Annotated in this window: 13 protein-coding genes; 5 read left to right on the top strand and 8 right to left on the bottom strand. The window is 49.6% G+C overall.

Annotated elements, in window-relative coordinates; translation table 11 throughout:
• Positions 1 to 241 precede the first annotated feature (241 nt).
• From ACCI51_RS18450 to ACCI51_RS18420, 7 genes are all read right to left on the bottom strand, one after another.
• Positions 242 to 1,285, bottom strand: coding sequence for an agmatine deiminase family protein (locus tag ACCI51_RS18450; RefSeq protein ID WP_371844913.1), 1,044 nt, complete (start codon positions 1,283 to 1,285; stop codon positions 242 to 244).
• 1,111 nt (positions 1,286 to 2,396) lie between these two features.
• Positions 2,397 to 3,293: an alpha/beta fold hydrolase gene (locus tag ACCI51_RS18445; protein WP_371844911.1), complete on the bottom strand. Its 897-nt coding sequence runs from the start codon at positions 3,291 to 3,293 to the stop codon at positions 2,397 to 2,399.
• A gap of 124 nt (positions 3,294 to 3,417) precedes the next feature.
• Positions 3,418 to 5,853: an ABC transporter permease gene (locus ACCI51_RS18440; protein WP_371844909.1), complete on the bottom strand. Its 2,436-nt coding sequence runs from the start codon at positions 5,851 to 5,853 to the stop codon at positions 3,418 to 3,420.
• On the bottom strand, positions 5,850 to 6,566 hold the full coding sequence (locus tag ACCI51_RS18435) for an ABC transporter ATP-binding protein (protein WP_371844908.1): 717 nt from the start codon (positions 6,564 to 6,566) through the stop codon (positions 5,850 to 5,852). The genes ACCI51_RS18440 and ACCI51_RS18435 overlap by 4 nt, the downstream gene beginning before the upstream one ends.
• A 35-nt stretch (positions 6,567 to 6,601) precedes the next feature.
• Entirely contained in the window at positions 6,602 to 7,852 is a 1,251-nt protein-coding gene (locus ACCI51_RS18430) for an HlyD family secretion protein (RefSeq protein WP_371844906.1), read from the bottom strand.
• Positions 7,853 to 8,338: 486 nt separating this feature from the next.
• Positions 8,339 to 8,899, bottom strand: a complete 561-nt coding sequence (locus ACCI51_RS18425) for a cytochrome P460 family protein (protein WP_371844905.1) — start codon at positions 8,897 to 8,899, stop codon at positions 8,339 to 8,341.
• 118 nt (positions 8,900 to 9,017) lie between these two features.
• A complete protein-coding gene (locus ACCI51_RS18420) occupies positions 9,018 to 9,635 on the bottom strand; it encodes a Crp/Fnr family transcriptional regulator (protein WP_371844904.1) in 618 nt (205 codons plus the stop codon).
• Positions 9,636 to 9,983: 348 nt separating this feature from the next.
• Here ACCI51_RS18420 and ACCI51_RS18415 point away from each other — a divergent pair, with 348 nt between their 5' ends.
• The gene (locus tag ACCI51_RS18415; protein ID WP_371844903.1) at positions 9,984 to 11,468 is read left to right on the top strand and encodes a bifunctional 2-methylcitrate dehydratase/aconitate hydratase; all 1,485 of its coding nucleotides are present in this window, start codon (positions 9,984 to 9,986) and stop codon (positions 11,466 to 11,468) included.
• Between the two features lie 132 nt (positions 11,469 to 11,600).
• Here the strand turns inward: ACCI51_RS18415 and ACCI51_RS18410 are convergent, their stop codons facing one another.
• The gene (locus ACCI51_RS18410) at positions 11,601 to 12,578 is read right to left on the bottom strand and encodes a porin (protein ID WP_299587438.1); all 978 of its coding nucleotides are present in this window, start codon (positions 12,576 to 12,578) and stop codon (positions 11,601 to 11,603) included.
• 283 nt (positions 12,579 to 12,861) lie between these two features.
• On the opposite strand from ACCI51_RS18410, the gene ACCI51_RS18405 reads away from it, so the two are divergent.
• The 4 genes from ACCI51_RS18405 (at position 12,862) to msbA (ending at position 18,483) form a co-directional block, all read left to right on the top strand.
• Positions 12,862 to 15,411 carry a DNA internalization-related competence protein ComEC/Rec2 gene (locus ACCI51_RS18405; protein WP_371844902.1) on the top strand — a complete coding sequence of 850 codons (2,550 nt, stop codon included), beginning with the start codon at positions 12,862 to 12,864 and terminating at the stop codon, positions 15,409 to 15,411.
• A gap of 80 nt (positions 15,412 to 15,491) precedes the next feature.
• The gene (locus tag ACCI51_RS18400) at positions 15,492 to 16,118 is read left to right on the top strand and encodes a MotA/TolQ/ExbB proton channel family protein (protein ID WP_299587443.1); all 627 of its coding nucleotides are present in this window, start codon (positions 15,492 to 15,494) and stop codon (positions 16,116 to 16,118) included.
• 15 nt (positions 16,119 to 16,133) lie between these two features.
• Entirely contained in the window at positions 16,134 to 16,553 is a 420-nt protein-coding gene (locus tag ACCI51_RS18395; RefSeq protein ID WP_299587445.1) for an ExbD/TolR family protein, read from the top strand.
• 115 nt (positions 16,554 to 16,668) lie between these two features.
• Positions 16,669 to 18,483 (top strand): lipid A export permease/ATP-binding protein MsbA, encoded by a 1,815-nt coding sequence (gene msbA, locus ACCI51_RS18390; RefSeq protein WP_371844901.1) that lies wholly within the window; start codon positions 16,669 to 16,671, stop codon positions 18,481 to 18,483.
• The last annotated feature ends 6 nt before the right edge of the window (positions 18,484 to 18,489 follow it).

Here is an 18,489-nt window from a genome sequence, read left to right as displayed (position 1 = left end):
GCTAAAAAATGCAAGCCCTGAACAAATCGCTGGGCGAATGCGGCTTGAACGGTGTACGAAAGCGGTTAGCTGTTCAATACTCGCCCCAGGAAGGTGTTAAATTACTTGAGCCCACTGGAATTTTTGGTGGGTAAACGTGTGTCACTTATGTTGGCAATCTAGGGCTTATATACTGTAATAACGGACAGCTAAGCGTCAAAGTAACCTACAAGGTATATGTAGATCCTTTATACATTTTTATTTAAACGATAATTTCTTGCTGCGTAGAGCAGTGGATACTGCCGCCCCCGGAGGCGATTCCATCAATTGCGATCTGTTCTATTTTGCGATCTGGATAGGCACTTTGCAAAGTAGCTTTGGCTCTCTCATCTGCTTTTTTGTCACCAAATTTTTGAGCAATAATTGCACCGTTGCAAGCGTAGTAGCCAATGTAACCTGCGGCAAAATCTTTAGATCCAAATCTTTCGTTAATGATTTCAGGTGTGTCTATGATACGTAGGTTTAATGGTTTTCCATCCGCATCAACACTGTTACTTAAAAGGTTGATGTTTTCTCGTGTCACCTCATAATCGTAGGAGAGATGGTAATTGTCTCTGCTGATTATAACTTCACCGGGCTTCACAAAGCGCGCATAAAAATCGGTATGGCCGTCTGTTATATCCATGCCCTTTATACCTTTAAGCCAAATGATTTTGCGTAGCCCGAGCAATTCGTTAAGTTCTTCTTCGATATCTTTTTTTGACCATCCTGGATTGCGATTCCTATTAAGAATGCAGCTCTCGGTCATAATAGCTGTACCATTACCATCAACCTCAAAACAACCGCCCTCTAGTACAATATTGGCTTTCTCTAGGGTTGCTCCAGATTTATTGGCGATATATCTGGCGATATGTTTGTCGAGAGAGTGTTCCTGTTTGTTACCCCAGCCATTGAAATTGAAATCTATAGCAATTTTTTTCCCATTGATGGATTTTACAAAAGTGGGGGCCGTATCACGTAGCCATAAGTCATCGATTTCAAGTAGGTGTAGCGCGATTTCAAAGTTTGAATTGCCAATATTCAGTAATTGTTGCGCTTTAGGAAGATCGTCTTTGCTTACCAATATGGATACTGGTTCATACTGGGCAATCGTATTGGCAATTAATGCCAGGTTTCTCTTAACTTCTGGAATTTGCTTGTGTGACCAAATATAGTCATTGGCAACAAAAGCCATCCATGTGCGCTTATGTAGGCCGCTTTCGTCAGGCATGTAAAGGGAGTTGGAGGTGAAATTCTGCCTAGCCATTGCTCTTCTCCCAAGTAGAGAGCTGCCAATTAAAAGAGAGTTTAATTTAATAAACAGCCTTCGATTAATCATGTCGTATCCTATTGTTTATGTTTTGACCGTTTCTTGGGGCTGATCGTAAGTTTAATGTTGCATCCCCCTTTATGGCTTTCATTTGGTGGCTTAATTGAAGTTCCCTGTGGACTGATAGAATACTCTAATAGTTCCAAAAATTACTGTTATTTCTATTCAGTAGATTTTTTTCTAAAAAGTGTCGGTCCGTTTCGTACAAGTTACATCTTTCGGTTGGGTCTATTAAAATTATATATAGATTTTTTAATATAAGTTTAATGTTGAGATTGTAATAAATTAAAGTGGCAGTTCTACATTTTACCCCGTACTGGCAAAGAAAAGATAGCTTACATCATGATTTGTAGGCAAAAGACCGTTAGGTGTTCATGCTTGGCTTACTGGCTAGTATTTTATGTTGCCTATGGTGAAAGCAGTCTAAATGGAAGGGTTAGCTCTTATGGTTGCTGTATATTTTTATTTTATCTTAATATTAAAAAATTCATCTTGTAGGGAGCTAATCGGGAGGGCGGCAATGATGAACATTATAATACGTTACTGTGGAGTGCTAGTCGGAACTGAGGCCGCGGTTGTTCCTGGTTAAAGTATGGACACTCTAACAATGGTTGCAGCTTTCTTTATCATAAGTTGGCGGCTATATGATCCTACCCGCTAACGACGGACAGCCAATGATCAAAAACTGAGACCGCTAATCGATGGAACCCTTTGGCATATCCATCTTCTATCAACGCAAGCAACTCTGGAAACTGGTCCCTAGCAGGCGTTGGTGATCTTTTGATAGTGAGATAAATTGTCGACTGCTCATCCATATTTCCTTTTTACCCCCTACATGCTTGTTATTCAGTGCTATGAAGTACAAAAAACTGTTGTAGAGGTACTCTGAATTATAAAAGCGGTGGCTCTTGTGGGGCTATCTCAGATAGTCGGTTAGCCCGTTTATACTTGCTTTAGGTTTGTCTTTTTCGTCTATCAGTGGAGGCCGTGGGTACACAGTGAGTAACTCCACAAGCACGCAAGCTCCACAAGAATATCGATTGGGCATTCAGGAATGGAAAAGGAAATTCATCGGATTTACACCCACGAACCTTAGATATGCATTTGCTACATTGTTAGGTGCTTCCCATTGCGGATAATGCCCAATCTGTGCCAGTTCTACTATATCTGTCGATCTATCTATTAATTGGCGAAATCGTTCCACCATATGCTTCCCTGATACCGGATCCAATGAGCCATTGATCAGTTGTAGAGGACCAGGGTATTGGTTCAGGGCTTCTACCCAGCGTTGTCGATGTTGGCGTCTATCACGCATGTAGGTGATTAGTTTATAAAGAAGTTGGTTGCCTTCCTTGTATTGGAGTATTTGCCATAGTTCTCGTAGATCTCTCTCGGAGGGTTGTGTATTCGGTCCGAAAATGGCTCTGAAGCTGCGGCAGAATTGTCGATAGCTCATCAACTTATTGACCAGGGAGCCAAGAGGGGAGTACAGAAGCTTTTGTGCGAGGCGGGCTTGGTGAGTTTCTGGAAACAGGCCTCCATTCAATAGGCAAACAGAGAGATACTCTATCGCGCCACTGCTATTGGCTCTAGCGAGCAATTCCTGAGCAACGGTATCGCCATAGTCGTGGGCTAAGAGGTGTGTTCCATTGACGTTTAAGTGTTGCAGAAGGGCTTCGTGTAAGTCAGCTTGTCCATGAATGCTGTAGTTATGCTGTTTGGGTTTATCGGAATAACCAAAGCCCAGCATATCCATGGAGATACAGCGAAAGTGCTCTACAAGTTGGGGCCACACTTTTTGCCAGTCATAACTACTAGTGGGGAAACCGTGAATCAAAAGCAGTACTGGTTTATGTCGGCAGCCTGGGTTGCTATCGATATAGAAGAGTTGGTGGCCTTGATACTCAAAAATCTTTCCGTTTGATAACCACTGCTGAGGTTGCATTAGCTGTTCCATTTCTTATTGTTGTATTTGTGGTAAAGATTGCACGACAAGCGCGCAACCTCAAGCAGCGGCTATCAGATGGAAAGTATTTATCCTGAAGCAGCGGCTATCAGATGGAAAGTATTTATCCTGTTCCTCGCAGGGCGTAAACCGCGGGCTTGTTGATTATTTTCCATACAGAAAGCAGGGTAACCGAGGCCGTCAGGCCGATAATAAGTAGTGGTGGCAGCAGCCAGCCCCAGAGGCTGGTTTCAATGCTGAACTCGCTTTGCTCAAGCCAAAGTGCCAGTGGGACCACGATCAAAGTCGTTACAGCGATACCGATAACGACGGGAATCAAGCTATCGATTAGGGTGTGGTAGAAAATCGTCGCGGGGCGGGCGCCGATTGCCAAGCGCACGCCAAGCTCAGTACGCCGCAGTTGTACACTGTAACTGATCACCCCAAAGATACCGATGGCAGCGAGGCTGAGTGCGATTATTGTTAGGGCGGTGGTCACCCAAACTGAAACCCGGTCATTGCTGAGAAGTAGGTCTCGTGCCTGCTCCAGGGAGAATAGCTCGGAAACCTTGTACTGCCTGTTTACCTGTGCAAATTCCTGATTTATCTCTGTGGTGCTGAGTGGTTGGTGAGGCTTGTGTTTTAGTACGAGCAGGGGATAGCTCACATTGATACCGCGCACAAATAAGCGGGCGGGTTCCTTTTTGCCGGGCAGGCTTACGTTGCGCACTACACCGACCACTTGGTAGGGCCTATCACCACGCCAGTAGAATCGCTTGCCTAATACTTCGCCGCCGGGTTCTAGTTGCTGGGCCAAGGTTTCGTTGACGAGTATCATGCGATTGTTATCGGAAAACTCAGCCGCATTGATGTGCCGACCTGCCACTAGCGGCATACGTAAGATGGAAAGGTAGTTTTCGTCGACTACCGTGGTCTTGGCCATCACCGGGCTTTGCCGGCTGGCATCATGACTTAGGGATGTGGTCCAGAGTGGCCGGCTGATAGAGATAGGGGTGTTCAAGCTCAAGCTGGCATTTTGTACTTTGGGGTGCTCCAGTAATCTCTGCCTGATGGCCTTCAGATAGCCCTCGCGCTCCGCAGTGGGGGCGCCCCTAAGATTGCCGATATTCAGAGTCATCACTTGAACGCTGTCCAAAGGGAAGCCAAATGGCTGGTTAATCAGGCGATTGGCTTGCAGGAAAATTTGCAAACTGGCGACTATAAGTAAGCTGGTCATCGCTACTTGACTGCTGATGAGTACCTTACGGATGAGAGGCGAAATCTGTACGCCGGAACCTTTGCCGCTGCTCTGCAACATTTGATTCAGTGCGCGGTAATTAATCTGGCGACTGACGATGGCTGAGAAGAATAGGGCGAGAAGTAAGGCACACAACAGCGCGAAAACCAGTGTCTGCCAGTTTAAGGTAAGTTCTTGAATACGAGGAATTTGTTCCGCCGCCATCATCTTGACTACTTCCGTCGATCCCAGGGCCAAAAGTAGGGAAAGTAATGCCGCCCCCAACATGAGTAGGCCGATTTCGCACAGCAGGGCGAAAAAGATATGTTTTTTGTGTGCGCCCAACGCAACCTGTATCGCCATAGTGCGTTGTTGTTTGGCTGCGCGAGATAGAATCAGGTTGGTGACATTGGCGCAGGCAATTAACAGGAGCACCAGTGTACCCCCCATTACCATTAGGGTTCGCGTGGTGCTGTCGCCAAGAATTTTATTGGCGAAGGGGGTGAGCCGGTATTCAACGGACCTTTCTACCGAAGAGGATCTTCCCGCTAGTGCAGCTTGATATTGGGCATCCATTAATTTGCTCAATTCATGCCCCGCGCTGGCGGGGTCAATGCCCGGCTTCAGCTTTCCTGTGAGCATGCGGAAAGGCAAAAAGCCTCTCCAATTATTTCTGCGCTCTACTTGTGTATCATTAAAGTCCCAGGGCAGCCAGACCGCCGTTTGTCGGCCCTGCTTATAGATTTGGGGTTCAATGAAGTCTTTGGCCGTGACGCCGACAATGCGAAAGTCCACCTCCCCAAATTGCAGGCTTTGCTCCAAGACATTTGGGTTGCGCCGGAACATCTGCTCCCAGGTTTGATAGCTGATAACCGCCACGGGAACCCGGCTGTCGAGCCCTTCATCGGTATTGAATTGTCTGCCCAGGGCCAGGGGTGCTCCAGCCAGCTGGAGATATTCTGGAGAGACATAGGAAACATTCACCCGTGGTGATTCGGATAAATTGCGAACCACATCTTCCCAGAAGTACACCAGGGCGCTGGACTCGAAGAAACTGTCGTTCTTATAGATTTCAACCAGGGCGGGGTATTGGCTGTTGTTTTCCAGTCGCAGTTGCTTGTTCTGGTAGAGATTACCATTCACGACATACAGCCGATCTTCGTCCGGGTAGGGGAGGGGCGCGGCTAGCAGTTGGTAGTTGAGATTAAATAGCGTTACCAGGGCGCCGAGGGTGATACCCAGGGTCAGAATAATAGTGGTGGCATAGCTCCGTGCCCGGTTGAGGGACTGGAGGGCAATGGACAGGTCCTTTGTGGTGATCATAGGGCCATCTCATGTGGCTCTTTTATGGGCTGCGGCGCTGAGATTTGTCCATCCAACAGATGCAATTGGCGGCCGGCCATGTCCGCATAGCGGGGGTCATGGGTCACCATGCACAGAGTAGTCCCTTCACTGTTGAGCTGCCGTAGCATTTCCATTACGGCATCGCCATTGTGGGAATCCAGGTTGCCGGTGGGCTCGTCGACCAGCAGCAGGGACGGATTGCCAACTAGCGCCCGGGCTATGGCGATTCGCTGCTGTTGGCCACCCGATAACTGATTAGGTTTGTGAGAGGCCCGGTGACTCATCCCCACCTTCTCCAGGCAGTGTTTCACTTTTTTGTCGGCTTCAGACTTGGGAATTGAATTGCGCCGATAGCGCAGGGGCAGGGCGATATTGTCGTAGACAGAGAGTTCGTCAATCAGGTTAAAGGACTGGAAGATAAAGCCTACTTTCTCGTTACGAATTGTTGCCGCCTCACTGAGCGTCAATTGAGCGACTTCTGTACCTTCAATCTGGTAGCTACCGCGGGTTGGGAGATCCAGTAGGCCGAGGATCGAGAGCAGTGTGGATTTACCGCAACCCGAGGGGCCGCAGATAGAAACAAATTCCCCCGAATAAATACTCAGGTCAACGCCCCGCAGGGCGTGAGTTTCCATTTCTTCGGTGCTGAACACCTTAGTGATCCCGGCCATATGAAGGATTGGCTTGGACATAGCGAACTCCCTGTTCTCGCTTTGGGTTTCAGGCTTTAGTCAATAATCTGGATATGCTCAGCTTCATTAAAACTGGCCATATCGGATAGGATGATACGGTCTGCTTCATTGACGCCTTGGGTGATCTGGATATATCGGCCTGACTCCTCGCCAAAGTTTATCGATTGTAGTGCCGCTTCTTCCCCGTTTTTGTTGATTAGGAAGAGGGTTGTCTCACTGTGCCTCTGTACATTGATAGGCCTCTCGACGAACAGCGTATCTTCCATGGTGGCGGTGAAGATCCGGGCATCGACGTTGAGCTGTGGCCTGGCGGACTCCGGGGCGCCAGCGTTGAAGGCAATTTCCACTTCGATATTGCCGTCCCGAACTTCAGGGGTAATACGGGTTACCACGCCCCCAACTTTTTCTCGGCGGGTATCAATCTCAGCGGGCTGGCCAACTGCCAGTTGCTCTGCTTTGGATTGTGGTACTTGAACCAGGGCGAGTAGATCTGTCTCGCTGCCGATCAGCGCCAGCTCCTGGCCGGGGCCGACACCTTGCCCTAGTTCCACGGGTAGCCGTTGTAGTATGCCGTCCAGACCGGCGCGTACTGTCAGGCGGTCTGCGCGTTGCTGGATGCTTTGCAGTTGGGTTTGAGCTTGATTGATTTGCTCGCGCTGGATTAACTCCGATTCGACGGCAACCTTGTGCAGGTGATTGATGCGCTGTTTTTGCAGGTCCACGCGTTTCTTCATCTGCTCTTGGCGTAAAACGGTAGTTTGGTAGGTGAGCTGGGAAACCACTCCACTTTTCACCAGCTTGTCTTCGGCTTCGCGGCGCAGCTTAATCACCTGATAGTTGGCGTTCAGCTCAGCGAGTATCGCCTCTTCAGCGAGGACATCCCGCTGGTTGTTGAGTATAAGCCGGCGAAGATTGGCCGCTTCCTGTTCAAGGGAAGTTTCGGCGGCATCCAGTTCGCGCATTAGCTCTGGATTACTGAGTTGCATAATGATGCTGTCTCTTTGCACTTCGGCACCGGGACGCAATACGATTTTTTGTACATTGGCTGCGGTCAGGGCGGTGATCAATGTCTGTTTATCTGAGCGCAATATGCCGTAGCCATCCACCACTACCTGTAAATCCCCACGCTGGACAGTACCCAGCATCAGTTGTTCGCGATCCACCTTGTGGGCGCCTTCAGGTAGGAGTAAAAGAGTGCTTGCGATTGCCACAAAAGAAAGCGCAGTTGCGCCAATAATGAGAGGATGCTTGAAAAAAGGGTGTTTCTTGGGTTTGATGATATCCATATCGTGGAACTTTCCTGTATCGAACTGCTTTCCCTAGCTATTAGAGATTGTTTATTGCTTGTTGAGAGTTAAGAATTGTTAGACTCGGAGGATGAGATAAACCCCTGTCGGAACTTTGAGGGGAAAAGGTCCTGACTTTTTTATTAGCGCTGTTGAACATATTACAGTTTTCTAGTGATGAAAGCTCAGTTGCAATATCTGAAATGCATTTCCTAATAGAAGTTAAAGTTGCAGGAAAATAAGGTGCATGGCCAGCGGCTTGCGACGAATTGTTGGGAAATATAAGATAGTATGAATTCTGTGATCCAATCGTTTACACCTTGAGGAAAGAGATTTCCTGCGCCATAGGCAAATAAGAAGATAAATATCTATAGGGATATTGGGAGTGCAGGGTGCGAGTACTGTAAAGTGGCGCTTCTGCGATGTTGTAGAAACGCCTGACTTTTACCTTGAGAAAAATTAATCGTTTGAACTGAATTTTGGATGTTAATCTTGTAGAACCTGCTGATAGCCTTGTGTATATACCCAGTCATTATTTTTTACGGGCAAGTGGCACCCGAAACAGTTATTGAGGCCACTTCCTTTCCAGGATTTTGTTTCACTCTGTGCGATTCCAGGTTTAAATAAAGCCCATCCCCAACCTTCGGCCCAAGATTCGTTATCAGGGAATCGTCCCTTGCTATCTTTTACCATCATAAATGTAAACTGAAGTGCTGAAGAGTAATAAGCCAGTCCAGTAGTTAGGGGTTCTGATTTGGTACTATTGACGTCTTTCACCAGTACTGAGCCATCCGGGAACTTCCCATTTTTACGATAGGCATTAACCGCTTCGGGTTGAGTGTAAACATTGTGTGTATCCCAGCCTTTACCGTTTGAAGACTTTACTTGGTAGGAGCCGAGAAATGTCCAGTTTCTGCGATAATCCATGGGCAAAGTGATGTTTCCCTGTTTATCGACAAGATGACTGTATGTCGACTTTAGGTCTTCTTGGGCTATGGTCTGTAAGCTAAACATAAGCACAACAGTGGCTAAAGAGATGATCCGCATGACGCTTCTTCCTTTACTGATTTAATGGCTGTGAGGGTTAACTCAAGTCTTCAATTTTTTGAAAGTATAGGGAGGCATGGGCAAGTTGACTGTCAGCTAGCTGACATAACGGCGAGACTTATCTTTGGCTTAAAGCTTCCAGGGCAATTTTGTTGAGCAGGCAGATATGTTGGCGTGTGTAATCGATAACACCATCCTCCTTCCAGCGACTGAGAAGTTGGCTAACGGTTTGTCTACTACCGCCCGCCATGGCCGCTAGCTCAGACTGAGAAAGTTTGACGTCCAGTTCATGTCCGTGAGCACATGGCTGCCCCCGAAAGTGGAATAGTTGAGACAATAAGCTTGCTAATCTTACTGGTAAAGGTGCGGTTATATGCTGAAACAGACGTTGTTGTAATAGGGATTCTCTATTAGCTAAGTGCTCTATGAGATCTTTTGGAGTTTGTGACAGTGAGCGCATCAAGGTATCGATATTTTCTAGCAGGGCTACCTCAAGTTCACAGCCTATTTTGGCAACTGCTTCGGTATCTTGTGATTGCCCACCGAAACCTGGCCCAAACCAGGAACCTGGACCATACAGATCAACAACTCCCGGATTACCATGAAAATCTACTTTACGGATAAGAACATAGCCTGTGTGAATAAAGTAAATCTTCTGAGAGGTTTGTCCCTGTCGGAATAATTTCGTTTCTTTCGCGCAGTATATTCTTTTTGTTTTAGTAATGGTTTCTTGCAACTTAACATTCCGCAGGTGAATTTGGAGTGTGTGGTTTGGTTCCAATCTTTTTTAGTTTGAACTGATCAATGTAGAGACGTTTGTAGTGAAGGTATCTGCCCAAAAGTTAATTAGAAATATATCGATCCTCAACACTTTTTTAAACAATAACAAACCATTTTTTCGCAGTTCCAGTAGTTAGCTGGTCTAGTATTGTGACGGTCTAAAGCACAAAGAGCCAGTATCATCGAGATGTTCTATGTTTCTGCCAAGTCTTGGGTTTAGGGGCTTCCTCAGTCTTATCGAGGATGGCGACTAGAGCCGCTAGGCTTGTTGATTTCCCTTCATACCAACGTCAGGTTCTCAGTTATGTGCTCCGATTCAAGCCGGACTAATCGCCCGGAATATGATCAGGTGATACAAGATATCGCCGATTACGTTCTCTACTACAAGGTTGATTCAGATGAGGCTTGGCGCACGGCGCGCCACTGTCTCATGGACTCCCTCGGGTGTGCATGTTTGGCGCTAAGTTTTCCTGAGTGCACAAAATTACTCGGCCCTACAGTAGAGGGGACTCTGGTGCCCAGTGGCGCCCGTGTTCCAGGTACACAATTTTGTCTGGACCCAGTAAAGAGCGCCTGGGATATAGGCGCTACCATTCGCTGGCTGGATTACAACGATACCTGGCTCGCGGCGGAATGGGGGCATCCTTCTGACAATTTGGGAGCCATATTGGCCGTTTGCGACTATCTCTCCCAGAAGAAATTGACCTTTGCAGAACCCCCGTTAAAGATGCGAACCGTTCTAGAGGCGATGATAAAAGCCTATGAGATCCAGGGCGTATTGGCATTGGCAAACAGCTTTAATCGTGTGGGCCTCGATCATGTTCTGCTTGTGCGGGTCGCTTCAACGGCAGTGGTGGCCTGGCTAAAAGGCGGGAGTAGGGAAGAGGTGATGGCAGCCGTTTCCCTGGCGTGGGTGGACGGCAGCGCCTTACGTACTTACCGGCATGCGCCCAACACCGGTTCGCGTAAATCCTGGGCTGCTGGGGATGCTACGTCACGGGGAGTTCGTTTGGCCGATATCGCCCTGCGGGGGGAGATGGGGGTGCCCGGCGCACTTACCGCAAAACAGTGGGGTTTTTACGATGTTTCGTTCAGTAAGACCAGCGCAGATCAGAAAATAAAGACGCCGGCAAATCGTGAATTTCACTTTCCCCGTGATTACGGCTCCTATGTTATTGAGAACATTCTGTTCAAAATTTCCTTTCCCGCAGAGTTTCATGGTCAGACAGCTTGTGAGGCGTCAATTATCCTGCATCCACAGATTGCGGGGCGAATTGCGGAAATTGATAAAGTTGTAGTGACTACCCATGAATCGGCTATTCGCATTATCGCTAAAACAGGCCCCCTGGCGAATGCTGCGGATAGAGATCACTGTCTTCAATATATTGTTGCCGTCGGCTTGCTATTTGGTCGTTTGTCTGCCGGTTTTTATGAGGATAATTTTCATCGGGATCATCCAGAAATAGATGAGCTGCGCAAAAAGATGGTTGTGGTAGAAGACAAGCGTTATTCCAAAGAATATCTGGAGCCAGAGAAGCGATCTATTGCCAATGCGGTTCAGGTGTTTTTTAAAGGCGGCGGAAAGACAGATCAGGTTGCCGTCGAATATCCATTGGGGCATCGACGTCGACGTACGGAGGGTATTCCGTTGTTGGGGGAGAAATTCAGATCAAATCTACTCTCGCGTTTTCCCCCTCACCGGGTAGAAAAGATTGTCGGTATCTTCGAAGAACAGGAGAAACTTGAGGGAATGCCAGTGAACCGATTTATGGATCTGTTGGTAATTTAGTAAAATCCGCTTCCATTTTCGACAGGTACTAAAAAGGCGGCTAAAGCCGCCTTTTTTCAAGCTCTTTACACTGAGCGATCGCCTAACGGCTCAACCTAAACCCAATTTGGATGAGCGTCGCTCAGGGTGTTATTAGAACTTGTATTCAGCACCGATACCGGCATAGTTGCGGTCGTAGTCGCCATCAGCAGTTTCGTCGGTGTAGAAACCGAATACTTTGGCTGCGCTGTTGAACTTGTAGTCAACGCCCAGGCTATAGGTCTCACCGTCTTCTTTCTTAATGTCAGACTGGCCGTACTGAGCTTTTAGAGTCCACTGCTCGATTTTGTACGCAACAGAGCCCATCCAGCCGTCGGTGTTCTCACCTGCGCCATCTTCCTGGTCTTCAAACAGTGCACCAACCTGTACAGGGCCGATGTTGTACTGGGCTACAAAGCGCTGAACGTCAACGTCCTGGCCTTCAACATCCTGGTCGATGGCGTAGGCCATGTAAACACCGTTGTTGTCATAGGCAACGGAAACGGAAACACCGTTATCACGGGTAATTTCATCACCCAGAATGACGTCACCATTATCGTCCTGACCGAGGATTTCGTAGCCAATTACTTCGTCTTTGTTGCTGATGTAAGCCGCAGAAGCTTTGAAGCCTGCGAAAGACGGCGTAGTGTACTGCAGGGCGTCCTCTTCGCGGTTGTCGCTGCTGGTGATCAGGCTTTTGATGTCGCCTTCGAGGTCGTTGAACAGGTCAACTTTCTTCTGGGCTACTTTCAGCGGGGTGTCGAATTTACCCGCGATTACCTGACCGAAGCCGCCTTCCAAACCCGCGTAGATGTTGCGCTGGGAGAAGGTGTCATCAGCGTCGCCGTCCATATCTACCTGGTATTCCATGCGGTAGATACCCTTGATACCGTCGGTCAGGGCGATCTCACCCTTCACGCCCAGTCGGGAAGCGTTGCTTTGAACGTCAGTGACAGAGCCGTCATCTTCGTCGGCAGACTGGAAGGTAACATTGGCTTTGCCGTAAAAGTCGAGGACATCGCCTTCTTCTTGGGCGTTGGCCAGAGTAGGGATCATGGCAACAATGGCCAGAGAGAGAGCGGTCTTATTCATAGTCGTCTCGCACAGATTATGGTTGTGGTGTGAGGGGAAGCCTTCCGTTTAGTTTGTTGGCTGTCCCTCGATTTGGTGCGGATTTTGCGACCTGAATATTACAAACATGTTAAAGGGGGTATTTTTCTTGAAAAAATATGACCAACGAGTGTCATAAAAACGGCAAAGGCCGTCATTAAGTGGCTTAATACGCCGGTTTCGGGCGGTTTGTGGTTCCATGGTGCCGGTTGTACGAAGGGCCCAGTCTAACGGAATACTCATTACGAAAGGGCCTTGTACAGGGATGACAGGGAAAATATCGGTCTACAAACCATTCAATGCTCAAAGTTGTAGCGGCTTGAAGGACATCGGTTTGCTCGAGGGGGTGACCTCGGCGCTTTGGGTGTTTTCCTTATCGATGGTCGCAGTGGGTTTGCTGCCCACCCTACCGGAGCTTTGGGTGATGCTGGGGGGCTATCTGGCTGTACTGCTGTCGCTGCTTACCCTTTGTCGGAATCGCACACTTTTGGTGCTGCTCTGTGTTTCTATGTTTGGGGCATTGTGGGCTCTTATCAGTAATCAAGCGGCGTTAGAGCAGCGCTTGCCTATTACGGCACAGGGTACTGATCAGCTCCTGACGGTCGAAGTTGTCTCTTTACCCGAGGAGAAACCCGCGAGGGGCAACGACTGGCAGCGGTCTTTGGGTAGGGATATCCGCTTCCAGGCACGAGTACAGGAGACGGGTCGGGGCCCTATTAAGGCGGGAAGCCTTCTATATCTCACTTGGTATCGGGTCGATAAAGATGTTTTGGCACGCTTGCGCGGTAATAGCCATTGGGTTTTGCCGGTGCGGCTAAAACGCCCACGGGGTAGCGTGAATCCACATACTTTTGATTACGAGGGCTGGCTGTTACAGCGTCGAGTATATGCAACCGGCTATGTACGTACGCGGGATCTAAAGCCGCAGTGGTTGCGGCAGGGTAGTGGATTATCCTTTGTGCGAGATCATCTTAGGGGAGTGATTCAAAGCTTGCCAATTGATCACCATGCTTTGGTAGCTGCACTGTTGCTGGGTGATCGCAGTGGCCTTTCTAATACCGATAGGGAGATGTTGCGACAGACGGGGACAGCTCACCTCCTGGCGATCTCGGGTCTACATGTGGGCATGGTGGCCGGGTTTTTCCTCTTTGTGGGGCAGTTACTGGCACGTTTCTTGGGGGTGTTGGTGGGTATAAGTCCCAGATGGCTGCCCTTGTTATTGGCTCTCACCGGGACTTTAGCTTATACGCTACTAGCGGGTGCGCCCCTCTCTGCGCAGAGGGCCTTGCTGATGATCTGGGTTTTACTGCTGGCATGGCACTGGCGGCGCAGGGTGGGCGCTGGGCTCGCTTTTTCAGTGGCTTTGGCGCTGGTATTACTTATCCAACCACTGGCCTTCTTCGGTGTCGGTTTTTGGTTGTCTTTTTCCGCTGTGGCGGCACTTCTATTGGGGTTTTCTGGTCGGCAGGCCACTAGGCCGGAGGGGAGTGCACGATTAAGTGGTGAGGCGGCGAATAAATTGAGCGGGCTGTCTAAGCGCTGGCCCTCCTTTTTTGTGTCGCTTCTGCGCAGCCAGTGGTTGGTGACTCTGGGGCTGATCCTGCCTTCTGTGGTGTATTTCTCCGGTTATAGCACGGGGGGAATACTGCTTAACTTGCTTGCCATTCCCTGGCTTGGCTTATTAATACTGCCGGCTTTAATGCTTGGTGCCTTGCTCGTGGGGTCGAGCCTGGGTCACTGGTGCTTTAAGTTTGCCGACTGGCAGTTGGATCTTCTTATGACGATGCTTGCTCGAGCCGAGCAATTCTTACCCAGCTGGCAAGCCCTGACGCCCCCTCAAACTTCCAGTTTGCTCTTTGTGTCAGCGCTGTGCGTTCTTCTGTTGGTTTTGCCTAGGGGCTTACCGGGGCGCTACTTGGGGTGGCTTTTCCTACTTCCGCTGTTGCAGCCCTTGCTGCCTGTGTCGGTTGTGGAGCAGCGCCAGGGGCTTACCTTCACTGCATTGGATGTGGGGCAGGGACTCGCGCTCTCTCTGCACTCTCCTGAGGGGCGGCTCGTATTTGATACGGGGCCGGTTTCCTCTTCAGGATGGAGTGCTGGCAATGCCATAGTCGCGCCCTATCTCAGCGGAAGTGGTGTAAAGGTGATCGATGCCTTGATTGTGAGTCATGGCGATCGGGATCATGCCGGTGGGGTGAAAGGTTTACTACAAGCCCTACCATCAACCCGTCTCTATGCCCCTGGGCAATTAGGGCAGAAACTTGCGGGCACTTTCAATATTCCAACTGAGCCCTGCGTGGCGGGGGAAAGCATCTCATTTGGCGAACTTTCTGTGCGCTGGTTGTGGCCGCTACAAAGGGAGATCGATGGTGAAGAAAACGATCACAGTTGTGTTGCCTTGGTTGAGTGGCGCCATGTACGGATACTGTTAAGTGGTGACATTAGCCGCTCGGTAGAGCGTCGGCTGAGACAGTTGTACCCAGAACAGGGGCCGGTGGACTTACTGGTGGCGCCTCACCACGGTTCCAAAACTTCATCTTCACAAACCTTATTGACCTGGGCAAAACCAGAGCGGGTTATTTTCAGTGCGGGATTTCGCCATCATTTTGGGCATCCGCATGCCGATGTTGTCGCGCGCTACCGTGCAATGGAAGCGCAAATTTTCAACACAGCACAAAGCGGAGCGATAGAGTTTTTTTGGCATGATGAGGCTTCGGAGCCCGTGATCAAGCTGGGTCGATCCGCACCAAGATTTTGGTATGCGGATCACAATGGTAGCGCTGAAGCTAGTAGAGGACTTAGCCGCCGTGAGTAGCTGTGATAAAGTGCTGTCTCTGCGCATTTGTTGCAGGAAAAAATTCCATTAATCCCTCTCGCTGTTTGGGGCTAAGAAAAGTGTTTGAAATAATAAAATCTGGCGGCTGGCTAATAATGCTGCCGATCTTACTCTGTTCCGCTGCCGTTATTGCCATTTGTATTGATCGCCTATGGACACTGAACCCACAGCGCATTGCACCGCGTACTTTACTGGGTGAAGTGTGGGGGTGGTTGAAGAGCAATCAGGTCAACGGGGAAAAACTCAAAGAATTGCGCGACTCCAGTCCGCTTGGAAGAATTTTTGCGGCAGGCCTATCTAATTCCCGCCATGGCCGCGAAGTCATGAAAGACAGTATCGAAGAGACTGCGAGCCAGGTAGTACATGAACTGGAACGTTTTCTCAATGCCTTGGGTACTATTGCCGCAGTTGCACCTTTGATCGGTTTGCTGGGCACCGTCCTTGGTATGATTCGTGTGTTTAACGCAATTGTATTGGAGGGAACTGGTAACGCGGGCATTCTTGCTGGCGGTATCAGTCAGGCCTTGATTACTACGGCGGCGGGTTTGATAGTGGCTATCCCGGCACTGATGGCACACAGGTATTTCCAGCGTCGCGTGGATACCATCGTGGTAACCATGGAGCAGGAAGCGGTGAAGCTGGTAGATGCTTTGCACAGTGATCGCAAAATTGAAAATGCGGCCTGAGTGAGGTAGCAACCGATGCAATTCCGCCGACAAACCAAAGAGCAGGATGGGGTAAACCTTACGCCATTAATCGATGTGGTCTTTCTCCTGCTGATTTTCTTTATGGTGTCGACCACCTTCACGAAAGAGAGCCATCTGAAGCTGAACCTGCCTGAGGCCGCTGGACCACAGGCGGCTGAACAGTCGCGTGCTGTTGAAATTATGATCAGTGCGGACGGTTCTTATTCGGTGGATGGCCAGGCGTTGATCAATAAAAAGCTAACCACTTTGAAATCTGCGCTGTCGGAAGTTTCCGCAGACGAGTACAATCGCCCGCTTGTCATAACCGCCGACGCCACCGCTCACCATCAGGCCGTGGTGCGGGCAATGGATGCCGCTGGACAGTTAGGTTTTGTCAACCTAAGCATTACTACACGGCAACCAGAAGAGAACTAGCGCGCTGGGCTAAGTTTCCAGTCAGGGATTGACTGCTGGCCCCGCGAGCGCACTCGCCCTTTTACCCAAGTGATAAGGGCGAGTCCAGTCATTGGTCTGTATGAAGAAAGTAACCATGCCCCCCAATAAACCACAGCGCGGGGCGCACACCTACCGCCGCTTGCTCGCCTATGCCCGACCACACCTAGCTATTTTTGGTGTTGCTGTTTTGGGCTTCTTCCTGTTTTCCATCATGGGCGTCAGTCTGATCGCTGTTACGGAACTGCTTCTGGACGCCGTGGGTGCGGGTATTCAGGAGAGCCGCGGCTTTCTCTCGAAGTTTGTGGCCTCCTATTATCCTGATGGCGTGATGCCGCAAGAGACGGCGCGCTGGCTGGTGCCCGTGGCCATGCTGATCATTATTGTTCTGCGTGCAATAGGTAACTTTGTTGGTAGCTACGGACTCGCCTATGTTGGCCGTGCCGTGATTCATCAGCTGCGCACACAGCTTTTTGAAAAGATCGGCCAGTTACCCAGTGCTTATTTTGATCGCTACACCGGCGCTTATTTGATTTCAAAAGTCTCGTACAACGTCGAGCAGGTGACCAACTCTATTACCAAAGCGGTAAAGGTATTGTTTCGTGAGACCTTCACCACGATTGCATTGCTGGCCTACCTTTTGCTGGTGAACTGGAAGCTGACTTTAACTTTCTTCCTGTTTGCCCCATTGATTGCTCTTATCGTGCGTACCGTGGGCAAACGTTTCCGCAAGCTGAGCCACCGTATCCAGAATTCCATGGGGGATGTTACCCATGTTACTCAGGAGGCCATCAACGGTTATCAGGTCGTTCGGATGTACGGTGGGCAGGAGTATGAAAGTACTCGTTTCCAGACGGCTAGTGACAATAACCGCAGACAGTTTATGAAACTGGTGGTGGCCAATAACGCCAGCGTATCGGTGATCCAGATCCTAGTTGGCCTATCGACCGCCACGATTGTTTGGCTGGCACTGGCACCGGGTATGGTGGAGTCGATGACGGCGGGTGTTTTTGCCGCTTATATCGGTGCGGCGGCCTCTCTGGCAAAACCCGTGCGCAGCCTCTCTGAGGTTTTTGCCGATATCCAAAAAGGGATCGCTGCTGCGGAAAGTATTTTTGAGGTCATGGATATTCCCAGGGAGCCAGAGGGTGGGTCTGAGGCGCTGCCTAAGCCTGTTCACGGTGCTGTCTCCTTTGAAGCGCTCGATTTTCGTTACGATGAGTCTGTACCTCAGGTGCTCTCGGAGATTAGTTTCTCGGTGGAACCGGGTGAGACAGTGGCTCTGGTGGGAGCTTCCGGCTCCGGTAAGACTACCCTGGTGAGCTTACTTGCGCGTTTTTATGAGCCAAGTGGAGGCCGCATCCTTATTGATGGCGCCGATATTTCGACCGTACCGTTGCGGGATCTGCGCCGACATATCAGTATGGTGTCGCAGAATATTGTGCTGTTTAACGATACGGTCTACCGCAATATTGCCTACGGTGAGCTGGAAGGTGCTCCTAAGGAGAATGTATTGCGCGCTATTGAGTTGGCGCACGCGTCCAGTTTTATCGAAGAGCTTCCCAAGGGGCTGGAAACTGTGCTGGGTGATAATGCTCAGATGCTCTCTGGCGGACAGCGCCAGCGCTTATCGATTGCACGAGCGCTGCTGAAAGATGCGCCAGTCTTGATTCTCGATGAGGCCACTTCGGCCCTGGACAATGAATCCGAGCGTCATATTCAGTCGGCCCTGTCGGAAGTGATGAAAAATCGCACCACCTTTGTGATCGCCCATCGCCTCAGTACGATTGAAAATGCCGATCGCATTCTGGTCATGGAGAAAGGGCGCATCGTTGAGAGTGGCAAGCACAGCGAGCTACTCGCTCGCGGTGGGCGTTACGCCACATTATTACAACAGCAGACTATGGGTTAGGGCACT

Origin of the sequence: Microbulbifer echini (assembly GCF_041447225.1) — a bacterium.
GTDB classification, from domain to species: domain Bacteria; phylum Pseudomonadota; class Gammaproteobacteria; order Pseudomonadales; family Cellvibrionaceae; genus Microbulbifer; species Microbulbifer echini.
Note: the sequence above shows the minus strand (reverse complement) of the source record. Positions and strands in the feature narration are given on the sequence as shown.